We start from the raw sequence: 18088 nt of genomic DNA, 5'->3' as shown, positions 1-18088 counted from the left end.
ACATTTTGTATTTTTTAAACTGCGCGTTCGACCATCATCTGTTTGATGTGGCTAATTGATTTTGCGGGGTTAAGGCCCTTGGGACAAGTTTTCGCGCAATTCATAATCGTGTGGCAACGGTACAGTTTGAACGGATCTTCAAGATCATCCAAACGCTCGCCCGTGGCTTCATCGCGGCTATCTACAATCCAGCGATAGGCATGCAGCAACGCCGCCGGTCCAAGATATTCATCACTGTTCCACCAATAGCTCGGGCAGGATGTTGAGCAACAAGCACACATGACGCATTCGTATAGGCCATCCAGCTTTTTGCGGTCGTCAATCGACTGTTTCCACTCTTTGGCGGGGCGGTTAGATTTGGTTTCCAACCACGGCATAATGCTCGCGTGCTGTGCGTAGAAGTGTGTCAGGTCTGGAATAAGGTCTTTGACCACTTCCATATGTGGCAACGGATAAATCTTCACGTCGCCCTTCACTTCGTCCATGCCATAGATACAGGCGAGCGTGTTGATCCCGCCGACGTTCATCGCACATGATCCACAGATGCCCTCGCGACAGGAGCGACGGAATGTGAGACTTGGATCGATCTCATTCTTGATTTGAATAAGCCCGTCCAAAATCATCGGACCACAAGTATCCAAATTGACAAAATAGGTGTCAACTTGGGGGTTTTTGCCATCGTCTGGATTCCAGCGGTAAATCTGAAATTTCCGCAAATTCGTCGCACCAGCAGGTTTGGGCCAAGTTTTGCCCACTTTGATTTTGGAGTTCTTTGGAAGTGTAAACTCTACCATTATAGCACCCGTTTCTTTGTGGCTCGCTCGACCATATCAACACCAAGCTTGCTGTAATTCGGAGCGATTTTTGCGCTCATATGACTGTTCCGCATTATAGGCCTCCCTTAAGGGAAGACATAAACGCGCCCCCCGAAGACAAGTAAGACTGCACGCGTTTTTGTTGTGATTGTGACAAGGTGGACCAAAGGTCCGCTCCGCCAGAAATTCCGGCATACTCAAGCGGGAGCGGCTCTGTTCCCGTGGCCGAAGCGCTCGCGATCATGCCAGGGCCCTCAGATCGAAAGGAGACGATCTTGTAGCCAGCTCCGCCCGACATCACGTCGCTGCGGTTTCCAGTGCGCTCGCCAATAGGAATAGACCCCGATTGGCCTACAGAGTTCACGCCTTCTGGAAGCGCGCCAATTTGGTCCAAGCAGCCAAGGTATGTGGAGCGTACAGTTTTGTTGTCGCCATGTGTATCGGTCACAACTTTACTAAAATACGCCTGTTTTGCCCCAACCGATGAAAAACTCAGCCCAGCGCGGCTTGCGGCATAGGACTGGCATTCATCCGTGTTTTTCGGTGTCTTCGGTGGAGTGGGACCGCAAGCTGCAACCCCCAAAAGTCCTAAGACGGCCCAAGACAGACGCATTAGAACGTCCTCTCTTTGGGAGCGATTCTCGCGAGGCTAATCCCGCCCTCGGCTTCCGTGGAGAGAGGTGTTGTCACAACCGGACGATATGTCAGGTCAACTTTGTTACCATCGACGCGACTGATGGTGTGAACCCGCCATTTTTCGTCATCGCGCTTGGGATAATCCTCATGGGCATGCGCGCCACGACTTTCTTTGCGGGCTTCGGCGCCCACAATCGTTGCCATTGCATTTGGAAGAAGGTTGGTCAGTTCCAACGTCTCCATCAAGTCGCTGTTCCAAACGAGGCTTCGGTCAGTGACTTTGAGGTCATCGACTTTGCCAGCGATGACGGTCATTTTCTCAACGCCTTCGGCCAAGGATTTATCCGTACGGAACACGGCGGCATCGGCCTGCATGGTTTTCTGCATTTCGAGGCGCAACTCGGCGGTGGAGATGTTGCCTTTTGCATAGCGCAAGGTATCGAAACGATCCAAGGCCGCATCAACGGAGGCTTGATTGAGCACAGGATTGGAAGCTTCTGGATCAACAATTTTGCCAGCTTTGATTGCCGCCGCGCGGCCAAAGACGACAAGGTCAATCAGGGAGTTCGACCCCAAACGATTGGCCCCGTGCACGGACGCACAGCCAGCTTCGCCCACGGCCATCAAGCCCGGCAAAATAGCGTTAGGATCTTTGGCAGTTGGGTTTAGAACTTCGCCGAAATAGTTCGTTGGAATGCCGCCCATGTTGTAATGCACCGTTGGCAGAACGGGGATCGGTTCCTTGGTGACATCCACACCCGCAAAAATGCGTGCGCTTTCCGAGATACCAGGAAGGCGTTCGGCAAGAGCTTCTTTGGGCAGGTGGCTTAGATTAAGATGGATGTGATCGCCATCTTTGCCAACGCCGCGCCCTTCGCGAATTTCCATCGTCATCGAGCGCGAAACATAGTCGCGTGGCGCGAGGTCTTTGTAGGTGGGCGCATAGCGCTCCATGAAGCGTTCGCCTTCGGAGTTGGTCAGATAACCGCCCTCTCCGCGCGCGCCCTCAGTGATCAAACAGCCCGATCCGTAAATGCCGGTTGGGTGGAACTGAACGAATTCCATATCCTGTAATGCAAGCCCAGCGCGGGCAACCATGCCGCCGCCGTCGCCCGTACACGTGTGCGCAGACGTCGCGCTAAAGAAGGCACGCCCATAGCCGCCCGTCGCAAGAACAGTCATCTTGGCGTTGAAGACGTGGATTGTACCATCGTCAAGCTTCCAGCAAACAACGCCTTGGCATTGGCCGTCCTCGGACATGATCAAATCAATCGCGAAGTATTCAATAAAGAATTCGGCGTTATGCTTGAGGGATTGACCGTAAAGTGTGTGGAGAATAGCGTGGCCGGTCCGATCAGCAGCGGCACAGGTCCGTTGCACGGGAGGGCCTTCGCCGAATTCAGTTGTGTGGCCACCAAAGGGACGCTGATAAATCTTGCCTTCTTCGGTGCGCGAAAACGGCACGCCGTAATGCTCAAGCTCATAGACCGCCTTGGGCGCTTCGCGGGCGAGGTATTCCATCGCGTCGGTGTCACCAAGCCAGTCGGAGCCTTTAACGGTGTCAAACATGTGCCACTGCCAGTTATCCGGCCCCATATTGGAGAGCGACGCCGCAATGCCGCCCTGTGCCGCAACAGTATGGCTTCGTGTTGGGAAAACTTTGGTTACGCAAGCGGTACGGAGGCCCTGTTCGGCCATCCCAAGGGTTGCGCGCAGACCTGCGCCACCGGCACCAATAACAACCACATCATAGTCGTGGGTTTCGTATTCATATGCAGACATGGAGCCAGCTCCTTAAAGCGCGATTTTAGCGAGGGCGAAAAGGCCAGTAGCCATCAACCCGTAGGAAAAGAGGATCACCGCGATAATCGCGATTTTGCGGCTTGAACCGCTCATGTAATCTTCGATCATCATCTGCGCACCTTTGCGGAAATGCAGAAGACCAAAAACCAACACAAGGGCGGAAAGGATCGCAGGGACGGGGCGCGCGAAGGTGGCGAGCACCTCTTCATAGCTGCCACCGAAAGCGCGACCAAAAATGAACAAGAACGTGGGCACCAACACGGCGAGGCCAACGGCGCTGACTTGCATGAACCAATGGTCTAGGGTGCCTGTGCCCGAAGCGCCTTTGCCTTCTGCACGTTTACGATCAGTTATATAACTCATAGTGGCCTCCTAAACGATGACACAGGTTAACAGGGTAAGAACGACGGAGCCAATGATACAGCCCCATCCCAATTTATCCGCAGTCACAGGATCAAGCCCGCGCCCAGAGTCAAAATACAAATGACGCAAGCCTGCAAGATAGTGATACCAAATGCCCCAAAGCGAAATCACCATTACGAATTGCCCCAGCCAAGACGTCAGAACGCCGTTAGCTACCGCAAAATATTCTTCGCCTGTTGATGCCGCAAAGAGCCACCACACAACGAGGACAAAACTCACAAGGAGCGCGTTGCCCGTGATCCGCGAAAGGATCGACGTAATCGAGTTAAGTTGGGGGCGGTAGATTTGGAGATGCGGAGAGAGCGGGCGCTTGCTCTGCTTCATGTCAGCCATGGGTTCACCCTTTCAGGATAAGATGCCTTTGGATCGGTTTCACAACTAATACCGCATTTTTTACACATGTCACTCTTTCAGAGTCGTAAATATGCTTGAAACATAAACAAAGCGGTATAAATTTGAGTTTTGTGATCACGCATCCAATTGCCGTGATCACAAATAGAGTAACAAGTGTCGTGCAGATTTTAAATTTGCCCCGACTCCTATAATAATCCAGTGGAATGCAAAATCAGCGTGGGACAAGCACCCAGTAGTCAAGATCGAGCAGAATATCGGTCAAGTACTTGCCATCCGCGTCACGCAACCCTCCTGCCCTGCCTTTTGTTGCAACTAGCCGCAAACGAAGCGCACCAACATTAGGGGCGGAGGTCTCAGCTTTATCCAAAACCTCACTCCAGGCGCGGATCGTATCGCCTGCATAACACGGATTTACATGTGCGCCGCTGTTGATGGCCGCGATGAGTTGCGCGTTGGCAAGGCCGTTGAAAGACAGCGCCCGCGCCATTGAAATCACGTGTCCGCCATAAATCAACCGCCGCCCCACGGCGCGCGCCGTGGTATCAAAATGAACTTTAGCGGTATTTTGCCACAGCCGCGTTGCCAGCATGTGTTCAGCTTCTTCGATGGTTACGCCGTCGACGTGATCGATGACTTCACCGACGGAATAATCAGCCCAGCGATGCGGCTCCCCTGCCAGCGCGAAGTCGTATCCTGTAAAATCCAGCCCTTCTGGAATGGGTAAATCAACTGGCGCGACATGATCCACAAGGTCGGGGATCACCGTTTGTGGAGGGGCCGATGCAAGGTCGCGTTTGCGCACCATAACCCAGCGCACATAGCTCAACACGGTCTCACCGCGCTGATTTTCGCCGCGAGTACGCACATAAACGACGCCGGATTTCCCGTTGCTATTCTGCTTTACGCCAACGACTTCTGAGGTCGCCGTTAATGTGTCGCCAGCAAATACTGGCCGCAAGAAACGCCCCTCCGCATAGCCCAAATTGGCGACAGCATTGAGTGAGATGTCAGGCACTGTTTTGCCGAAAACCGAGTGGAACGCGATCAAATCGTCCATCGGCGCTTCACTATACCCAACGCTGCGCGCAAATTCATCCGAGGATTGCAACGCATGGCGGGCGGGATAAAGCGCGTGATAAAGCGCGCGCTCCCCTCCCGAAAGCGTGCGTGGCACCGCGTGGACAATCTCTTGCCCCACGGCGTAATCCTCAAAAAAGCGCCCAGCGTTGGTTTTGCTCATTGCTGGCCGAGTTTCATGTCGGGAGTATAGGGCGTATCGACCTCTTTTGTGACCCCTTGACCACAACGCATAACACCGTTTGCCGCATCAAATGCATAGGTTGGGCTGCCGTAAAGCTCCCATCCTTTGCTCAGCGCCAGCGAGACTTTGTGACAAAAGGCCGAAGTGTCTTCTTCGGTTAGAAGGCGATAAATTTTCATCCGTAGGTTCCTAGAAATGGGCTGTATCCAAGCCAAATGTGAATGCCAGAAATGATGCCATAGAGGATCAGTGCGATAAAGACGGTGCGGATATCTTTGTTAATTGGGCCAGCCACAGGCCGTGCCCAGACACCCTCGGCGCGGTTGATGAGAATCATTTGCACCAACGCCCAAATCCCCATTCCGCCGAATAAAACAACCGATGCATAATCACCGTTAACCAATAGATGGGCAAAACTCCAGACAACAACGCCCCACAACATTGGGTGACGGATTTTACTAGCAGTAACGCCTTTGGCGCTCCCAGCCCCAAATAGGAAAATGGAAACAAGCATCAGAAGGTTATTCGCGTGCCCCATACCCGCCATCGGCGTATAAACTGGGATAATTGACGCGCTGCGATAGCCAATAACCATAGCAACGATACCAAGCAGCGCGGCCACTGCAACGCCGCCTTTGGCCTTGTCGCCCAATTTGGCGCGCAAAGCGGGATGTAAGCGTTTAAAAAAGTGGGCAATGATCCAGAGCGCGAGGCCAAGGTAAAGTAAAGTCATGAAAATCTCCAAAAGCTGCGCCGACACGCAATGTAAATCCGCTTCACATTGCCTTTATTCTTGGGCCTCTGCAATGGCCTTCGCTTGAGAAAGAACTTGGCGTGCAGTAACCACATGGAGGTTCTCCACAATTTTCCCATCTACGACCGCAACGCCCTGCCCCACTGCCTCGGCGGTCTCATAGGCCTCAATTTGGCGATTTGCCAAGTCGACCTCCGCAGCGCTAGGCGAGAAAACCCTGTTCGCGGTGGCGAGTTGTGCAGGATGTATGAGTGTCTTTCCGTCAAATCCAAGATCGCGCCCCTGCTCACACTCAAGTGCAAGACCGGCGTCATCCTTGAAAGCGTTATAGACGCCATCAATGGCGATTACCCCATGCGCGCGCGCCGCCAGAAGGGCCGATTGAAGGGCCCCAATGAGGGGCAATCGGTCCGCCCGAAAACGACATCGAAGTTCCTTGGCGAGATCGTTTGTACCCATGACAAACCCTTCAAGGGCGGGGTGCACCGCAATTTCTTCGGCATGCAAGATGCCCTTTGGCGTCTCGATCATTGCCCACACTGGGACGTCAGGCAAGGCGGAATTCACGTTCGAAATATCCGCCGCACTTTCGACTTTTGGCAATAAAACCGCATCGAAATCCATTGTTTTAAGAGCCTCAATATCCGCTTTACCCCACTCCGTTTCCGCTCCGTTAATGCGCACGATGCGCAATCGGCTCCCATACCCGCCTTGTGTCAAAGCTTTGCGTAGGACGGCCCTTGCCGTTTCTTTCTCGTCAGGAGCCACGGCATCTTCAAGGTCGAAGATAATGGCATCGGTCTCCAGTCCTCGCGCTTTTTCCAAGGCGCGTTCCTTGGAAGCTGGGATATATAAAACGGAGCGGGTAAGAGAGGTTTCTACTGGCATGCTATAACTGTCCTCGCAATATTGTTGCGCAATCAATCCCCATACCGCATCAAATGACAAGGGAAAAATTGCCGCGGTGCAGAATTTTACGCATCGAGACTTCACAGCAGACGAAATCAACCTTTTGAAAAGGATCACAGTACGGCGGCTTAACCACTTATTTGCTAAGCTAATGCAAGCTGTTTCCAACGTTGGGCATTAGGAGGTCCGTCAGGCATGGCCGCCAAAACGACGGAACGAAACGACCCCTGCAACCACACGGGCAAAGCCCCTGCCGCCAGAACCTCTCTGGATTGGCCCGGCATTGAGTTTAGCACCTTTTGAAAAAGGAAGAGAAACATGAAGAATCAGTTTTTAACACTTACTCTTGCCGTTGGTGCGATGTTGATCGTTGCACAAGGCGCACAGGCACAACAACGCGTAAATTGCGGTGACCGGATAACAATTGTTGACCGGCTTGCAAATAAATACGGCGAGACACGCCAAAGCATAGGATTGGGCGCAAATAACGCAGTTGTCGAAGTTTTCGCCAGCCAGACGTCCGGCACTTGGACCATTACGGTGACTATGGCCAACGGAAAGACATGCCTTGTCGCGTCCGGCCAAGCCTTCGAAACTATGAACGAAGATCTCGCGTCCCTCACTGGTGACGAAGTTTGATAATCTAAACCAAACTGTCCCAAATGAGTTTGCCGCCAGTAATGAGCAAAAACACATAAGTCACGCGGAAGAATAGTGTTTCGGGCATCTTGCGGTGGCCGATGACACCCAAATACACGCCCAAAAATGCAACGGGTGCCAGATAGGCAACCGCAACCGCCGTTTCCTTGGTAAACATCCCAAGCATGTAGTACGGCGGAAATTTCATCAAATTAATCGCCCAGAACACAATAACAGTTGTTGCCTGGAATTCGGTTTTACTCATTCTTTTAGAGAGTAAATAGACCGCGGCAGGTGGTCCGCCAGCGTGGCTGATAAAGCTTGTAAAACCAGAGACCGCCCCAGAGAAATACCCTTTCCAAGCGGGCATTTCTGTGTCGGGGATGCGTAGCATGCCGGACGATAGCGCAATCCGATGGGCAACGAACCCAACGGCAACGACCCCGATTAAGAACTTAAACACATTCGGGTTTGCGACCCCAAAAAGCACGCTCCCAAGAGCAATGCCCGGCAATGATCCGATGATCATGAGCTTGGCCGTTGGCCAATTCCATTTTCCCCAAAATGCTTTCAGTGCTCCCAAATCCATGAGCATCAAAAGGGGCAGCATGAGTCCCACCGCTTGCCCTGGTGTGAGAATCAGCGCGAGCAAAGGCGTTGCCGCAAACGAGGCTCCACTGCCGAATCCCCCCTTGGAAATCCCCGCAAACAACACCGCAGGTACCGCAAATGCGAAAAATGTTGGGTCCAGTTCCATATTGTCTCCGAATGAAATGCGCATGTTTTAGCATGGTTACCTGCACCTTTATATGGTTGTTAGCGCTATCTAAACCCTCAAAGTTTTCCCCTGCCGCAGTGCAGCACCCTTGCGTGATGCTCCGCAAATGGATAGGCAAATGGCGGATTAAACAGACCAAGGATCAATTTCATGGCTAGACCCAAAATCGCACTTATCGGCTCAGGGCAAATCGGCGGCACGCTCGCTCACCTTGCTGCAATGAAAGAACTGGGCGACGTCGTCCTTTTCGACATCGCAGACGGAACGCCCCAAGGCAAAGCTCTCGACATCGCAGAATCCGGCCCCTCCGAGGGTTTTGATGCGGCCATGTCTGGCACCACAGATTACGCAGATATCGCAGGCGCGGACGTTTGCATCGTCACCGCTGGTGTCGCACGCAAACCCGGCATGAGCCGTGACGACCTTTTGGGCATCAACCTCAAGGTTATGAAATCCGTCGGCGAAGGCATTGCAAAACATGCGCCAAACGCATTCGTCATCTGTATCACAAACCCGCTTGATGCGATGGTTTGGGCACTGCGCGAATTCTCAGGTCTTCCGCACCACAAAGTTTGCGGCATGGCTGGCGTTCTTGACTCCGCACGTTTCCGCCACTTCCTTTCAGCAGAGTTCAACGTCTCCATGCGCGACGTGACAGCTTTTGTTTTGGGTGGACACGGCGATACAATGGTTCCGCTCATTCGGTATTCAACCGTTGCTGGCATCCCTTTGCCCGACCTCATCAAAATGGGTTGGACAACACAAGAAAAACTCGACGCGATCGTCCAACGCACCCGTGATGGTGGCGCCGAAATCGTCGGTCTTTTGAAAACTGGCTCTGCGTTCTACGCGCCAGCAACTTCCGCAATTGAAATGGCCGAAGCCTACCTCAAGGACCAAAAACGTCTCCTGCCTTGCGCGGCCTACGTTGATGGTGCGTTTGGCCTCAATGGCTTCTATGTTGGGGTTCCAACCGTGATCGGCGCTGGCGGCATTGAGCGCATTGCCGACATTCAATTGACCAAAGAAGAGCAAGAAATGTTCGACAGCTCAGTCAATGCGGTCAAAGGTTTGGTTGCAGCATGTAAAGAGATCGACCCTTCCCTCGCTTAAGACTTCAAGGGAAATGAATGCGAAAAGGGCTGGGGAGACTCAGCCCTTTTTCTATTTCCCCACTCCCCATACATCTCCGAGCGCCGCGACACGCGCATGCAATTGATCTAGAAGTAGTGCGATTTTTTTGTCGAAATGCTGGGTGGTAAGATCAATAACCTCATTCGAAAACTGCGTATTTAGCGCCTGCGGAATCTGCAAATCTAACGTGCGCAGCCTTCCCTCCCCCGTTAAAACCTCTGCGCGTTCAGGCAAGATATACGTCACTTCGTTTTGGAGCTTTGCAAGGCTTGCTGGATCGCCGCATGTTTGCGCCGCCAAGTAAATCTGCCGCAACCTTTTTCCACGATAGTTATTCCGCACGTATTCTGGGCCTTTTTCTGCACGCCGAAGCAGTTTGCTCGCCCAGTGCAATGGCGTTAAACCATCAAAGTGAAGCAGGAAGGCACTGTCGTTCTCGAAGGATTTTGGAATGTTTTTATCCGAGACGGGTCCGATCCTTGGGTTATGAAGCGTCAGGGCATACCCTCGCCCAGTTCGCACACAGGCTTTCCCAACGACATGGCCCGTGAAGCCGCCGTCGGTGAGTGGACTTTCGGACGGCTGCACAGCTAACCCCAGAAATCGCCCGTCGAAAAGGCCGTCAGCAGAGCCAGCATCACGCCGCCTTTCCCATGGCCGGAGTTTTATCCAGCCCGCAGACTCGGGGACTGTGGTCAAAATGTCTGCGAATAGACTCTCACACCACAAAAACTCATCGGCATCGATATTTAGCAGCCAAGCTGCCTGCGTCGTCTTGGCTGCCTGATCAGCATTCAAAGTTTGGCGGCGCGTGTGTCGCGCGGGAGATTTTTTCATCCCGTGTTGGACTTGCCAATAGGCGGCGTCACACAAGGCGACATGACAAGCCGGATGCGCAGCCAAAACCGCTTCAAGTTCCGCGTCCGGCGTATCCAAATAGACGAAAATCTCACTTGCCCCATACGTGAGATGATGGGCGACATTCGCCAAAACCAATTCACTCGGCTCGCTCACGGTCATTACAACGGCCCATTTGGACGCGAAATCTTCTGTTTTCATTCATCAATCCTTCGGACGACCTGTAAATTACACATTTACCACTTCTCGAATCCACCACAAGCAATCTCGGCTTTCGCATTTTGTGATCACACTAATTATTGCTGTGATCACAAAAGTGGGAAAATTCCCTTTATTGCACCCAATTGTAATGAAAACCGTTTATTTACACCTTACATGCGTGTTTAGGTGCTTAGGAACGTAGCATTAAGATTGGATTCTTTCATGAATATTCATGAGTATCAGGCCAAAGCCCTTCTTCGCAGCTTTGGCGCACCTGTGTCAGATGGGCGTGTCGTCCTCAAAGCTGAAGATGCGAAAACCGCCGCAGGCGAACTCGACGGCCCTCTTTGGGTTGTAAAAGCCCAAATCCACGCAGGTGGACGCGGCAAAGGTAAATTCAAAGAAGAGTCCGCAGGACCCGCTGGCGGTGTACGTCTCACCAAATCTGTGGCCGAGGCCGCAGCAGAAGCCGCAAAAATGCTTGGACGCACTTTGGTCACGCACCAAACTGGCCCAGCTGGCAAACAAGTCAACCGTATCTACATCGAAGATGGTTCCGGCATTGAAACTGAGCTGTACCTTGCATTGCTCGTTGATCGCCAAACATCGCGTATCTCTTTTGTTTGCTCCACCGAAGGTGGCATGGACATCGAAGAAGTCGCTGCGGCAACCCCTGAAAAAATCCTCTCCTTCTCGGTAGATCCGGCAACGGGTTACCAAAGCTTCCACGGCCGCCGTGTTGCTTTCACTCTCGGCCTTAAGGGCGCGCAGGTTAAGCAATGTGTGGCTCTGATGGGTCTGCTCTATAAAGCTTTCGTTGAGAAAGACATGGAGATGCTCGAAATCAACCCGCTGATTGTGACCGACAAGGGCGACCTTAAAGTGCTCGACGCGAAAGTCTCGTTTGACGGAAACGCATTGTATCGCCACGCCGATATCATCGCATTGCGCGACGAAAGCGAAGAAGACGCCAAAGAGCTTGAAGCGTCTAAATACGATCTCAACTATATCGCTCTTGATGGCGAAATCGGCTGTATGGTCAACGGTGCTGGCCTCGCGATGGCGACAATGGACATCATCAAACTCTACGGTGCTGAACCTGCGAACTTCCTTGATGTTGGCGGCGGCGCGACCAAAGAAAAGGTCACCGAAGCGTTCAAAATCATCACCTCCGATCCCAACGTCATAGGCATCCTTGTGAACATCTTCGGCGGCATCATGCGCTGTGATGTGATCGCTGAGGGTGTGATTGCTGCGGTGAAAGAAGTGGGCCTCAAGGTTCCATTGGTTGTTCGCCTCGAAGGCACAAACGTTGCCGAAGGCAAAGCAATCATCAACAATTCCGACGTGGACGTAATCGCCGCCGACGACCTCAAAGATGGCGCACAGAAAATCGTAAAAGCGGTGAAGGGCTAAAATCATGGCAGTACTCGTAAACGAAAATACCAAAGTCATCTGTCAGGGTCTTACTGGCTCGCAGGGCACTTTTCACACGGAACAAGCCATCGCGTATGGCACGAAAATGGTTGGCGGCGTCACACCGGGCAAAGGTGGGCAATCCCACTTGAACCTGCCTGTGTTCAACTCTGTCCACGAAGCGCGTCACATCACTGGGGCCAACGCCTCCGTGATCTATGTGCCGCCCCCCTTCGCGGCCGACTCGATCCTCGAGGCCATCGACGCGGAAATGGAACTCATCATCTGTATCACAGAGGGCATCCCTGTTCTCGACATGATGCGTGTGAAGCGCGCGCTTGAAGGCTCCAAATCCCGCCTCATCGGCCCCAACTGCCCTGGCGTTATTACACCAGATGCGTGCAAAATCGGCATTATGCCCGGTTCGATCCACAAACGTGGTTCCGTCGGTGTTGTTTCCCGCTCCGGCACGCTTACATATGAAGCCGTGAAACAAACTTCTGACATCGGTCTCGGCCAATCCACAGCTGTTGGCATCGGTGGTGACCCCATCAAAGGCACCGAGCACATCGACGTGTTGGAAATGTTCCTTGCGGATCCTGAAACACATTCGATCATCATGATCGGTGAAATCGGCGGTTCCGCCGAAGAAGAAGCGGCGCAATTCCTTGCGGATGAGCGCAAAAAAGGCCGTTGGAAACCAACCGCTGGCTTCATCGCGGGTCGCACAGCCCCTCCCGGCCGCCGTATGGGCCACGCAGGCGCGATTGTTGCCGGTGGTAAAGGCGACGCAGAGAGCAAGATCGAAGCGATGAAAGCCGCTGGAATCATCGTTGCAGATAGCCCCGCCACACTCGGCGAAGCTGTTCTCAAGGCGATCGGCTAACAAAATGGGCCTGCGCGCACCCCTTGCACATTGGGTTGTTCTCGTAGCATTTGCTGCGGGAATTTCCCTTGTTGCGGGTAGCGCGCCGGCCGCCCCTCTCACCGCCCAAGAGGCCGCCGCCACCGCAATTTCGCGCTGCGCAAATCTCCCAGAAGTGAAGCTCCCCTATTCCACTACCTTGTTGGACGAAGGCTGGCAGCGTGTCGAAAACACAAAAACACTGCCGGATATACTTACTGCAAGCAATCTTATCGCCACGCTTGACCCTGCCGCGACAAAGGCTTCGGTGCAAACAGCGCAATTTCTCACAATGTCGGTGCTCGGAGGCTCTAACTTAGCCCCAAACCAGCCCGTCTATCAGCTCGGCGATGTCTTCTTTGCTCCTCTCGGTCTGGAAACAAAAAAACCGTGGTGCGTCCTCGCAGGTCCAAGCTGGCTTGCCATCCTCGCCGAAGAAACCCTTACCCAAACGCTTGTCCCATGGACTGGACTGCCCGATGTTCCTAGCCGCCGCTTGTTGCGCGAATCCACGGAGCGCAGCCGTATCCTGCTGAGCGAAATTGACGTACAAACCATCACCGATCTTTTAACGCCCATCGAGGAAACCGATGGCGCACTCGCCAAAACTCCCGCACTCTTTGCGGTAAATATCACGATTACAACAACCCCCATGTCACTCGGAAAGCTATCAGAATGACCGACCAAAGCTCTAACGACCAGTTCCACGCGTCCTCCTTCCTTCAAGGCCACAACGCGGAATATATTGAGCAACTTTACGCGCAATTTGCCAAAGACCCGACGGCTGTTGATTCGGCTTGGCAGGCGTTTTTTGCGGGTTTAGGCGACAACGGCGATGATGTCGTTGCAGAAGCTTCTGGCCCAAGCTGGGCACGTGCCGATTGGCCTCCGATTCCACATGATGATCTCACGCAAGCGCTCGACGGTCAATGGGCCGCTGAACCCGAAGCTGCGGGTGCGAAAATCAAAAGTAAGGCCGCCGAAAAGGGTGTGGAAGTCTCCGACGATCAACTAAAACAAGCCGTTCTCGATAGTATCCGCGCCTTGATGGTTATCCGTGCCTATCGTATCCGTGGCCACCTCGCGGCAGACCTTGATCCCCTTGGCATGACGGACACAACGACCCATCCTGAACTCGATCCAAAAACATACGGCTTCCTTGAAACTGACATGGATCGCCCGATCTTTATCGACAATGTTCTTGGTCTTGAGATCGCGTCGATGCGCCAGATCATCGATATCGTCAAACGGACATATTGCGGCACGTTTGCGCTGCAATACATGCACATTTCCAACCCCGAAGAAGCCGGCTGGCTCAAGGAACGGATTGAAGGCTACGGCAAAGAAATCCAGTTCACCCGTGAAGGCCGCAAAGCCATTCTCAACAAGCTGGTTGAGGCCGAGGGTTTTGAAAAATTCCTGCACGTCAAATACATGGGCACCAAACGGTTTGGTCTGGATGGTGGCGAAAGCCTCATCCCCGCGATGGAGCAGATCATCAAACGCGGCGGCTCGCTGGGCGTCAAAGACATCGTGATCGGCATGCCCCACCGTGGTCGTCTGTCCGTTCTGTGTAACGTGATGAGCAAACCCTACCGCGCAATTTTCAACGAATTCCAAGGTGGCAGTTTTAAACCCGAAGAAGTTGATGGCTCGGGCGACGTGAAATACCATCTCGGCGCGTCTTCGGACCGCGAGTTTGATGGCAACACGGTTCACCTTTCCTTGACGGCCAATCCAAGCCACCTCGAAGCGGTGAACCCAGTTGTCTTGGGCAAAGTGCGCGCCAAGCAGGCGCAGATGAAGGATGTAAATCGTACCGAATCCTTGCCGATCCTTCTGCACGGCGACGCGGCCTTTGCGGGCCAAGGTGTTGTGGCGGAATGTTTCGGTCTATCTGGTCTCGTGGGCCACAAAACTGGCGGCACAATCCACATCGTTGTGAACAACCAAATTGGTTTCACAACCGCGCCACATTTTAGCCGTTCAAGCCCCTACCCCACGGATATTGCCTTGATGGTTGAGGCGCCGATTTTCCACGTGAACGGCGACGATCCCGAGGCGGTTGTGCATGCAGCCAAAGTTGCCACTGAATTCCGCCAAAAGTTCCACAAAGACGTGGTCCTCGATATATTCTGCTATCGTCGTTTTGGGCACAACGAGGGCGACGAGCCCATGTTCACCAACCCGATCATGTACAAGCGGATCAAAAAACAAAAGACCACTTTGCAGCTCTATACAGAGCGTTTGGTCAAAGACGGCTTGATCCCCGAAGGCGAGATTGAGGACATGAAGGCGGGCTTCCAAGCCTATCTGAACGCCGAATTCGAGGCCGGCAATGATTACAAACCGAACAAAGCCGACTGGCTTGACGGGCGCTGGAAGCACCTCAACGCGCAAAAAGAAACCTACCAGCGTGGGAAAACGGCAGTGTCTCCCAAAGTCTTTGCCGAAGTTGGCAAGGCGATCTCAACCGTTCCAGAAGGGTTTCCAGTCCATAAAACAGTGGCGCGCTTGATGGAAGCCAAGGCCAAAATGGTTGAAACTGGCAAAGGGATCGACTGGGCCACAGGCGAAGCCTTCGCATTTGGCTCCCTTGAGGTCGAAGGATACCCCGTGCGCCTTTCAGGCCAAGACGTGATGCGTGGCACCTTCAGCCAACGTCACTCAGGCATCGTAAACCAAGATACCGAAGAGCGCTATTTCCCGCTCAACCACATCCGCGAGGGCCAAGCACATTTCGATGTTATCGACTCGATGCTGTCCGAATACGCCGTGCTGGGGTTTGAATATGGCTACTCACTGGCCGAACCCAACGCACTTGTCGCTTGGGAAGCGCAATTTGGCGATTTTGCCAATGGTGCGCAAATCATGATCGACCAGTTCATCTCGTCTGGTGAGAGCAAATGGTTGCGCATGTCTGGCCTCGTGATGTTGTTGCCGCACGGATACGAAGGCCAAGGCCCAGAGCACAGCTCAGCCCGCCTTGAGCGTTTCTTGCAAATGTGTGGACAGGACAACTGGATCGTCGCCAACTGTACGACCCCAGCCAACTATTTCCACATTCTGCGCCGCCAGATGCACCGCAGCTTCCGCAAGCCGCTGGTATTGATGACACCGAAATCACTGCTGCGCCATAAACTCGCGGTATCAACCGTCGAAGATTTCACGACAGGAAGCTCCTTCCACCGTGTTCTTTGGGATGACGCGCAAAAAGGTAATAGCGATACTACCTTGGCAGCAGACGATAAAATCAAACGCGTCGTTATGTGTTCTGGCAAGGTCTACTTCGACCTCCTCGAAGAGCGTGATGCCCGTGGAATCGATGATATTTACCTGATGCGTGTCGAACAATTCTACCCCTTTCCCGCCAAATCTCTGGTGAACGAGCTGAAGCGTTTCGAAAACGCGGACGTCATCTGGTGCCAAGAAGAGCCAAAAAACCAAGGCGCTTGGACCTTCATGGAACCCAATATCGAATGGGTCCTCGGACGCATCAAAGCAAAACATCGCCGTCCCGTTTATGCAGGACGCGCCACCGCGGCCAGCCCTGCGACGGGCCTCGCCTCTCAACATAAAGCTCAACAAGCGGCGCTCATCAACGAAGCGCTCACACTGCAAGGATAAGCTATCATGTCCACAGAAGTCCGTGTCCCCACTCTGGGAGAAAGCGTCACCGAAGCCACCGTCGCCACATGGTTCAAAAAGCCAGGCGACGCGGTTGCCGTCGATGAAATGCTCTGCGAACTGGAAACCGACAAGGTAACCGTCGAAGTCGCCGCGAGCGCTGCCGGTACTATGGAATCCATCATTGCCGCCGAAGGGGAAACCGTTGGCGTCGATGCACTCCTCGCAACAATCGATACAGGAGCTGGCGCGGCAAGTGCCCCCGCAGCCAAATCCGCAACACCCGAAGCCGCGCCAACGGCGTCAAAACCCGCGTCAGAACCGACAACAAGCGTTGATGTCATGGTCCCTACCCTTGGCGAATCCGTAACCGAAGCAACCGTATCCACATGGTTCAAAAAGGTTGGAGACACTGTTGTTCAAGATGAAATGCTTTGTGAACTCGAAACCGACAAAGTTTCCGTCGAAGTTTCTGCGCCTGCATCTGGTGTCTTGAGCGAAATCCTCGCACCTGAAGGCACCACTGTCGACGCGAAGGCCAAGCTCGCCGTTATCGGCGGAAGCGGTGCATCTTCTGCTGCTCCCGCCGCCGCCGCGGCAACTGCACCGGCCGCAACCGCCGGAAAAAGCATCGAGGACGCCCCGAGTGCAAAAAAACTTATGGCCGAGAACAACCTTTCTGAAGGCTCCGTGCAAGGCACAGGCCGCGATGGCCGCGTTATGAAGGATGACGTGCAAAAGGCACTGGCATCAGCTTCGGCCGTTACCGCTCCATCTGCTGCCGCAGCACCGCGCGCCCCAAGTGTCCCTGACGACGCCTCACGCGAAGAGCGCGTAAAAATGACTCGCCTGCGCCAGACAATCGCGCGTCGCCTCAAAGAGAGCCAAAACACAGCGGCCATGCTGACCACTTATAACGAAGTGGACATGACCGAAGTGATGGCGCTTCGTAACGAATACAAAGACCTGTTCCTGAAAAAGCATGGCGTCAAGTTGGGCTTCATGTCCTTCTTCACCAAGGCATGCTGTCACGCCCTGAAGGAAATCCCAGAGGTCAACGCAGAGATCGATGGCACAGATGTCGTCTACAAAAACTTTGTGCACATGGGTATTGCAGCGGGCACCCCAACAGGTCTTGTTGTTCCAGTAATCCGTGACGCAGATGCCATGTCATTTGCTGAAATCGAAAAGGCCATCGCCGAAAAAGGCGCCCGCGCACGGGATGGAAAACTCTCCATGGCCGAAATGCAGGGTGGCACGTTCACGATCTCAAACGGCGGCGTCTATGGCTCGCTTATGTCCTCGCCCATCCTCAACCCGCCCCAAGCTGGCATCCTCGGCATGCACAAAATCCAAGACCGCCCCATGGCGATCAACGGACAAGTTGTCATTCGCCCGATGATGTATCTGGCCCTGTCGTACGACCACCGCATTGTGGACGGAAAAGGCGCCGTGACTTTCCTTGTGCGTGTTAAAGAAGCCCTCGAAGATCCCCGTCGCTTGTTGATGGATCTGTAAATTCAGACCGCCCCGCTTCCTAAGGAGTGGGGGCGTCCGAACCATAAAGTAGGCCGCA

18 protein-coding genes are annotated in these 18088 nt (G+C 53.6%); 7 read left to right on the top strand and 11 right to left on the bottom strand.

From position 1 onward, the window contains the following. Window positions 1-14: 14 nt before the first annotated feature. The 9 genes from RC74_RS09405 to RC74_RS09365 form a co-directional block, all read right to left on the bottom strand. The gene (locus tag RC74_RS09405; protein WP_039001410.1) at window positions 15-794 is read right to left on the bottom strand and encodes a succinate dehydrogenase iron-sulfur subunit; all 780 of its coding nucleotides are present in this window, start codon (window positions 792-794) and stop codon (window positions 15-17) included. Between the two features lie 94 nt (window positions 795-888). Further along, window positions 889-1428, bottom strand: a complete 540-nt coding sequence (locus RC74_RS09400) for a hypothetical protein (protein ID WP_039001411.1) — start codon at window positions 1426-1428, stop codon at window positions 889-891. Beyond that, window positions 1428-3233, bottom strand: a complete 1806-nt coding sequence (gene sdhA, locus RC74_RS09395) for a succinate dehydrogenase flavoprotein subunit (RefSeq protein WP_039001412.1) — start codon at window positions 3231-3233, stop codon at window positions 1428-1430. The genes RC74_RS09400 and sdhA overlap by 1 nt, the downstream gene beginning before the upstream one ends. Window positions 3234-3245: 12 nt before the next feature. Beyond that, window positions 3246-3617 carry a succinate dehydrogenase, hydrophobic membrane anchor protein gene (sdhD, locus tag RC74_RS09390; protein ID WP_039001413.1) on the bottom strand — a complete coding sequence of 124 codons (372 nt, stop codon included), beginning with the start codon at window positions 3615-3617 and terminating at the stop codon, window positions 3246-3248. A gap of 9 nt (window positions 3618-3626) precedes the next feature. After that, window positions 3627-4010, bottom strand: coding sequence for a succinate dehydrogenase, cytochrome b556 subunit (gene sdhC / locus RC74_RS09385; RefSeq protein ID WP_039001414.1), 384 nt, complete (start codon window positions 4008-4010; stop codon window positions 3627-3629). A gap of 232 nt (window positions 4011-4242) precedes the next feature. Continuing rightward, window positions 4243-5271 carry a MaoC family dehydratase gene (locus RC74_RS09380; protein WP_039001415.1) on the bottom strand — a complete coding sequence of 343 codons (1029 nt, stop codon included), beginning with the start codon at window positions 5269-5271 and terminating at the stop codon, window positions 4243-4245. Then, on the bottom strand, window positions 5268-5471 hold the full coding sequence (locus tag RC74_RS09375; protein ID WP_039001416.1) for a DUF1737 domain-containing protein: 204 nt from the start codon (window positions 5469-5471) through the stop codon (window positions 5268-5270). Before RC74_RS09375 ends, RC74_RS09380 begins: the two co-directional genes overlap by 4 nt. Continuing rightward, a complete protein-coding gene (locus RC74_RS09370) occupies window positions 5468-6025 on the bottom strand; it encodes an NnrU family protein (protein ID WP_039001417.1) in 558 nt (185 codons plus the stop codon). The genes RC74_RS09375 and RC74_RS09370 overlap by 4 nt, the downstream gene beginning before the upstream one ends. A gap of 54 nt (window positions 6026-6079) precedes the next feature. Beyond that, the gene (locus RC74_RS09365) at window positions 6080-6934 is read right to left on the bottom strand and encodes an HpcH/HpaI aldolase/citrate lyase family protein (protein WP_039001418.1); all 855 of its coding nucleotides are present in this window, start codon (window positions 6932-6934) and stop codon (window positions 6080-6082) included. A 339-nt stretch (window positions 6935-7273) separates the two neighbouring features. Between RC74_RS09365 and RC74_RS09360 the strand changes: the two genes are divergently transcribed. Continuing rightward, the gene (locus RC74_RS09360; RefSeq protein ID WP_039001419.1) at window positions 7274-7594 is read left to right on the top strand and encodes a hypothetical protein; all 321 of its coding nucleotides are present in this window, start codon (window positions 7274-7276) and stop codon (window positions 7592-7594) included. Between the two features lie 4 nt (window positions 7595-7598). On the opposite strand, the gene RC74_RS09355 is transcribed toward RC74_RS09360, so the two are convergent. Beyond that, a complete protein-coding gene (locus RC74_RS09355) occupies window positions 7599-8351 on the bottom strand; it encodes a sulfite exporter TauE/SafE family protein (protein WP_039001420.1) in 753 nt (250 codons plus the stop codon). A 171-nt stretch (window positions 8352-8522) separates the two neighbouring features. Between RC74_RS09355 and mdh the strand changes: the two genes are divergently transcribed. After that, on the top strand, window positions 8523-9485 hold the full coding sequence (gene mdh / locus RC74_RS09350; protein ID WP_039001421.1) for a malate dehydrogenase: 963 nt from the start codon (window positions 8523-8525) through the stop codon (window positions 9483-9485). 51 nt (window positions 9486-9536) lie between these two features. Here the strand turns inward: mdh and RC74_RS09345 are convergent, their stop codons facing one another. Then, window positions 9537-10565, bottom strand: coding sequence for a glycosyltransferase family 2 protein (locus RC74_RS09345; RefSeq protein WP_052274735.1), 1029 nt, complete (start codon window positions 10563-10565; stop codon window positions 9537-9539). A gap of 222 nt (window positions 10566-10787) precedes the next feature. Here RC74_RS09345 and sucC point away from each other — a divergent pair, with 222 nt between their 5' ends. Genes sucC through odhB form a run of 5 tightly spaced genes read left to right on the top strand, consistent with a single transcriptional unit; the run spans window position 10788 to window position 18030 of the window. After that, window positions 10788-11981 carry an ADP-forming succinate--CoA ligase subunit beta gene (gene sucC / locus RC74_RS09340; protein WP_039001422.1) on the top strand — a complete coding sequence of 398 codons (1194 nt, stop codon included), beginning with the start codon at window positions 10788-10790 and terminating at the stop codon, window positions 11979-11981. A gap of 4 nt (window positions 11982-11985) precedes the next feature. Further along, complete coding sequence (gene sucD / locus RC74_RS09335; RefSeq protein ID WP_039001423.1) at window positions 11986-12867, top strand: succinate--CoA ligase subunit alpha; 882 nt, start codon at window positions 11986-11988, stop codon at window positions 12865-12867. 4 nt (window positions 12868-12871) lie between these two features. Continuing rightward, entirely contained in the window at window positions 12872-13564 is a 693-nt protein-coding gene (locus RC74_RS09330) for a hypothetical protein (protein ID WP_039001424.1), read from the top strand. Beyond that, window positions 13561-16512: a 2-oxoglutarate dehydrogenase E1 component gene (locus RC74_RS09325; RefSeq protein ID WP_039001425.1), complete on the top strand. Its 2952-nt coding sequence runs from the start codon at window positions 13561-13563 to the stop codon at window positions 16510-16512. Before RC74_RS09330 ends, RC74_RS09325 begins: the two co-directional genes overlap by 4 nt. Before the next feature lie 6 nt (window positions 16513-16518). Beyond that, entirely contained in the window at window positions 16519-18030 is a 1512-nt protein-coding gene (gene odhB / locus RC74_RS09320; protein WP_039001426.1) for a 2-oxoglutarate dehydrogenase complex dihydrolipoyllysine-residue succinyltransferase, read from the top strand. The last annotated feature ends 58 nt before the right edge of the window (window positions 18031-18088 follow it).

This window comes from Falsihalocynthiibacter arcticus (genome assembly GCF_000812665.2).
GTDB classification, from domain to species: domain Bacteria; phylum Pseudomonadota; class Alphaproteobacteria; order Rhodobacterales; family Rhodobacteraceae; genus Falsihalocynthiibacter; species Falsihalocynthiibacter arcticus.
Note: the sequence above shows the minus strand (reverse complement) of the source record. Positions and strands in the feature narration are given on the sequence as shown.

Excerpts from the sequence above, each read along its gene's own strand:
- RC74_RS09405 (WP_039001410.1), bottom strand. The coding sequence starts at position 794 with ATGGTAGAGTTTACACTTCCAAAGAACTCCAAAATCAAAGTGGGCAAA.
- RC74_RS09400 (WP_039001411.1), bottom strand. The coding sequence starts at position 1,428 with ATGCGTCTGTCTTGGGCCGTCTTAGGACTTTTGGGGGTTGCAGCTTGC.
- sdhA (WP_039001412.1), bottom strand. The coding sequence starts at position 3,233 with ATGTCTGCATATGAATACGAAACCCACGACTATGATGTGGTTGTTATT.
- sdhD (WP_039001413.1), bottom strand. The coding sequence starts at position 3,617 with ATGAGTTATATAACTGATCGTAAACGTGCAGAAGGCAAAGGCGCTTCG.
- sdhC (WP_039001414.1), bottom strand. The coding sequence starts at position 4,010 with ATGGCTGACATGAAGCAGAGCAAGCGCCCGCTCTCTCCGCATCTCCAA.
- RC74_RS09380 (WP_039001415.1), bottom strand. The coding sequence starts at position 5,271 with ATGAGCAAAACCAACGCTGGGCGCTTTTTTGAGGATTACGCCGTGGGG.
- RC74_RS09375 (WP_039001416.1), bottom strand. The coding sequence starts at position 5,471 with ATGAAAATTTATCGCCTTCTAACCGAAGAAGACACTTCGGCCTTTTGT.
- RC74_RS09370 (WP_039001417.1), bottom strand. The coding sequence starts at position 6,025 with ATGACTTTACTTTACCTTGGCCTCGCGCTCTGGATCATTGCCCACTTT.
- RC74_RS09365 (WP_039001418.1), bottom strand. The coding sequence starts at position 6,934 with ATGCCAGTAGAAACCTCTCTTACCCGCTCCGTTTTATATATCCCAGCT.
- RC74_RS09360 (WP_039001419.1), top strand. The coding sequence starts at position 7,274 with ATGAAGAATCAGTTTTTAACACTTACTCTTGCCGTTGGTGCGATGTTG.
- RC74_RS09355 (WP_039001420.1), bottom strand. The coding sequence starts at position 8,351 with ATGGAACTGGACCCAACATTTTTCGCATTTGCGGTACCTGCGGTGTTG.
- mdh (WP_039001421.1), top strand. The coding sequence starts at position 8,523 with ATGGCTAGACCCAAAATCGCACTTATCGGCTCAGGGCAAATCGGCGGC.
- RC74_RS09345 (WP_052274735.1), bottom strand. The coding sequence starts at position 10,565 with ATGAAAACAGAAGATTTCGCGTCCAAATGGGCCGTTGTAATGACCGTG.
- sucC (WP_039001422.1), top strand. The coding sequence starts at position 10,788 with ATGAATATTCATGAGTATCAGGCCAAAGCCCTTCTTCGCAGCTTTGGC.
- sucD (WP_039001423.1), top strand. The coding sequence starts at position 11,986 with ATGGCAGTACTCGTAAACGAAAATACCAAAGTCATCTGTCAGGGTCTT.
- RC74_RS09330 (WP_039001424.1), top strand. The coding sequence starts at position 12,872 with ATGGGCCTGCGCGCACCCCTTGCACATTGGGTTGTTCTCGTAGCATTT.
- RC74_RS09325 (WP_039001425.1), top strand. The coding sequence starts at position 13,561 with ATGACCGACCAAAGCTCTAACGACCAGTTCCACGCGTCCTCCTTCCTT.
- odhB (WP_039001426.1), top strand. The coding sequence starts at position 16,519 with ATGTCCACAGAAGTCCGTGTCCCCACTCTGGGAGAAAGCGTCACCGAA.